The 2507-nt window shown below is 30.9% G+C and carries 4 protein-coding genes; all 4 read left to right on the top strand.

The window, feature by feature from the left end:
• Nucleotides 1-457: rRNA adenine N-6-methyltransferase family protein (locus tag HMPREF3134_RS00465; RefSeq protein WP_305366745.1), on the top strand; the 457-nt coding region annotated here is incomplete at its 5' end.
• Between the two features lie 447 nt (nt 458-904).
• Complete coding sequence (locus HMPREF3134_RS00460; RefSeq protein ID WP_000664727.1) at nt 905-1381, top strand: replication/maintenance protein RepL; 477 nt, start codon at nt 905-907, stop codon at nt 1379-1381.
• 694 nt (nt 1382-2075) lie between these two features.
• Nucleotides 2076-2135, top strand: a complete 60-nt coding sequence (ermCL, locus tag HMPREF3134_RS11885) for a 23S rRNA methylase leader peptide ErmCL (RefSeq protein ID WP_002497446.1) — start codon at nt 2076-2078, stop codon at nt 2133-2135.
• A gap of 60 nt (nt 2136-2195) precedes the next feature.
• A partial coding sequence (locus tag HMPREF3134_RS00455; RefSeq protein ID WP_141738611.1) for a 23S rRNA (adenine(2058)-N(6))-methyltransferase Erm(C) occupies nt 2196-2507 on the top strand: 312 nt, incomplete at its 3' end.

Below are 2507 nucleotides of genomic sequence, written 5' to 3'. Positions count from 1 at the left end.
CCAATCCTATAAAATATTTGGTAATATACCTTATAACATAAGTACAGATATAATACGCAAAATTGTTTTTGATAGTATAGCTGATGAGATTTATTTAATCGTGGAATACGGGTTTGCTAAAAGATTATTAAATACAAAACGCTCATTGGCATTACTTTTAATGGCAGAAGTTGATATTTCTATATTAAGTATGGTTCCAAGAGAATATTTTCATCCTAAACCTAAAGTGAATAGCTCACTTATCAGATTAAATAGAAAAAAATCAAGAATATCACACAAAGATAAACAGAAGTATAATTATTTCGTTATGAAATGGGTTAACAAAGAATACAAGAAAATATTTACAAAAAATCAATTTAACAATTCCTTAAAACATGCAGGAATTGACGATTTAAACAATATTAGCTTTGAACAATTCTTATCTCTTTTCAATAGCTATAAATTATTTAATAAGTAAGTTAAGGGATGCATAAACTGCATCCCTTAACTTGTTTTTCGTGTACCTATTTTTTGTGAATCGATTATGTCTTTTGCGCATTCGCTTCTTTTCTATATAAATATGAGCGAAGCGAATAAGCGTCGGAAAAGCAGCAAAAAGTTTCCTTTTTGCTGTTGGAGCATGGGGGGTCAGGGGGTGCAGTATCTGACGTCAATGCCGAGCGAAAGCGAGCCGAAGGGTAGCATTTACGTTAGATAACCCCCTGATATGCTTCGACGCTTTATATAGAAAAGAAGATTCAACTAGGTAAAATCTTAATATAGGTTGAGATGATAAGGTTTATAAGGAATTTGTTTGTTCTAATTTTTCACTCATTTTGTTCTAATTTCTTTTAACAAATGTTCTTTTTTTTTTAGAACAGTTATGATATAGTTAGAATAGTTTAAAATAAGGAGTGAGAAAAAGATGAAAGAAAGATATGGAACAGTCTATAAAGGCTCTCAGAGGCTCATAGACGAAGAAAGTGGAGAAGTCATAGAGGTAGACAAGTTATACCGTAAACAAACGTCTGGTAACTTCGTAAAGGCATATATAGTGCAATTAATAAGTATGTTAGATATGATTGGCGGAAAAAAACTTAAAATCGTTAACTATATCCTAGATAATGTCCACTTAAGTAACAATACAATGATAGCTACAACAAGAGAAATAGCAAAAGCTACAGGAACAAGTCTACAAACAGTAATAACAACACTTAAAATCTTAGAAGAAGGAAATATTATAAAAAGAAAAACTGGAGTATTAATGTTAAACCCTGAACTACTAATGAGAGGCGACGACCAAAAACAAAAATACCTCTTACTCGAATTTGGGAACTTTGAGCAAGAGGCAAATGAAAAACAAGAAAATGCATTATCTGATTATTATTCTTTCAAGGACTAGTATAACATAAAATCGTCTACAAATAGACAAAAAACCTGCACGCTTAATGTAGATCAAAAGCTTAACGCAAATGAAATAGATTGACCTCCCAATAACACCACGTAGTTATTGGGAGGTCAATCTATGAAATGCGATTAAGCTTTTTCTAATTCGCATAAGCGTGCAGGTTTAAAGTACATAAAAAATATAATGAAAAAAAGCATCATTATACTAACGTTATACCAACATTATACTCTCATTATACTAATTGCTTATTCCAATTTCCTATTGGTTGGAACCAACAGGCGTTAGTGTGTTGTTGAGTTGGTACTTTCATGGGATTAATCCCATGAAACCCCCAACCAACTCGCCAAAGCTTTGGCTAACACACACGCCATTCCAACCAATAGTTTTCTCGGCATAAAGCCATGCTCTGACGCTTAAGTGCACTAATGCCTTTAAAAAACACTAAAGTCTAACACACTAGACTTATTTACTTCGTAATTAAGTCGTTAAACCGTGTGCTCTACGACCAAAACTATAAAACCTTTAAGAACTTTCTTTTTTCTTGTAAAAAAAGAAACTAGATAAATCTCTCATATCTTTTATTCAATAATCGCATCAGATTGCAGTATAAATTTAACGATCACTCATCATGTTCATATTTATCAGAGCTCGTGCTATAATTATACTAATTTTATAAGGAGGAAAAAATATGGGCATTTTTAGTATTTTTGTAATCAGCACAGTTCATTATCAACCAAACAAAAAATAAGTGGTTATAATGAATCGTTAATAAGCAAAATTCATTATAACCAAATTAAAGAGGGTTATAATGAACGAGAAAAATATAAAACACAGTCAAAACTTTATTACTTCAAAACATAATATAGATAAAATAATGACAAATATAAGATTAAATGAACATGATAATATCTTTGAAATCGGCTCAGGAAAAGGCCATTTTACCCTTGAATTAGTACAGAGGTGTAATTTCGTAACTGCCATTGAAATAGACCATAAATTATGCAAAACTACAGAAAATAAACTTGTTGATCACGATAATTTCCAAGTTTTAAACAAGGATATATTGCAGTTTAAATTTCCTAAAAACCAATCCTATAAAATATTTGGTAATATACCTTAT

It is taken from the genome of Staphylococcus sp. HMSC14D10, from assembly GCF_001808125.1.
Taxonomy (GTDB): domain Bacteria; phylum Bacillota; class Bacilli; order Staphylococcales; family Staphylococcaceae; genus Staphylococcus; species Staphylococcus haemolyticus.
This window is presented reverse-complemented; position numbering and strand designations above follow the sequence as displayed.

What these genes read in the sequence shown, in the direction of transcription:
- HMPREF3134_RS00460 (WP_000664727.1), top strand. Translation starts at nt 905, where the DNA reads ATGAAAGAAAGATATGGAACAGTCTATAAAGGCTCTCAGAGGCTCATA.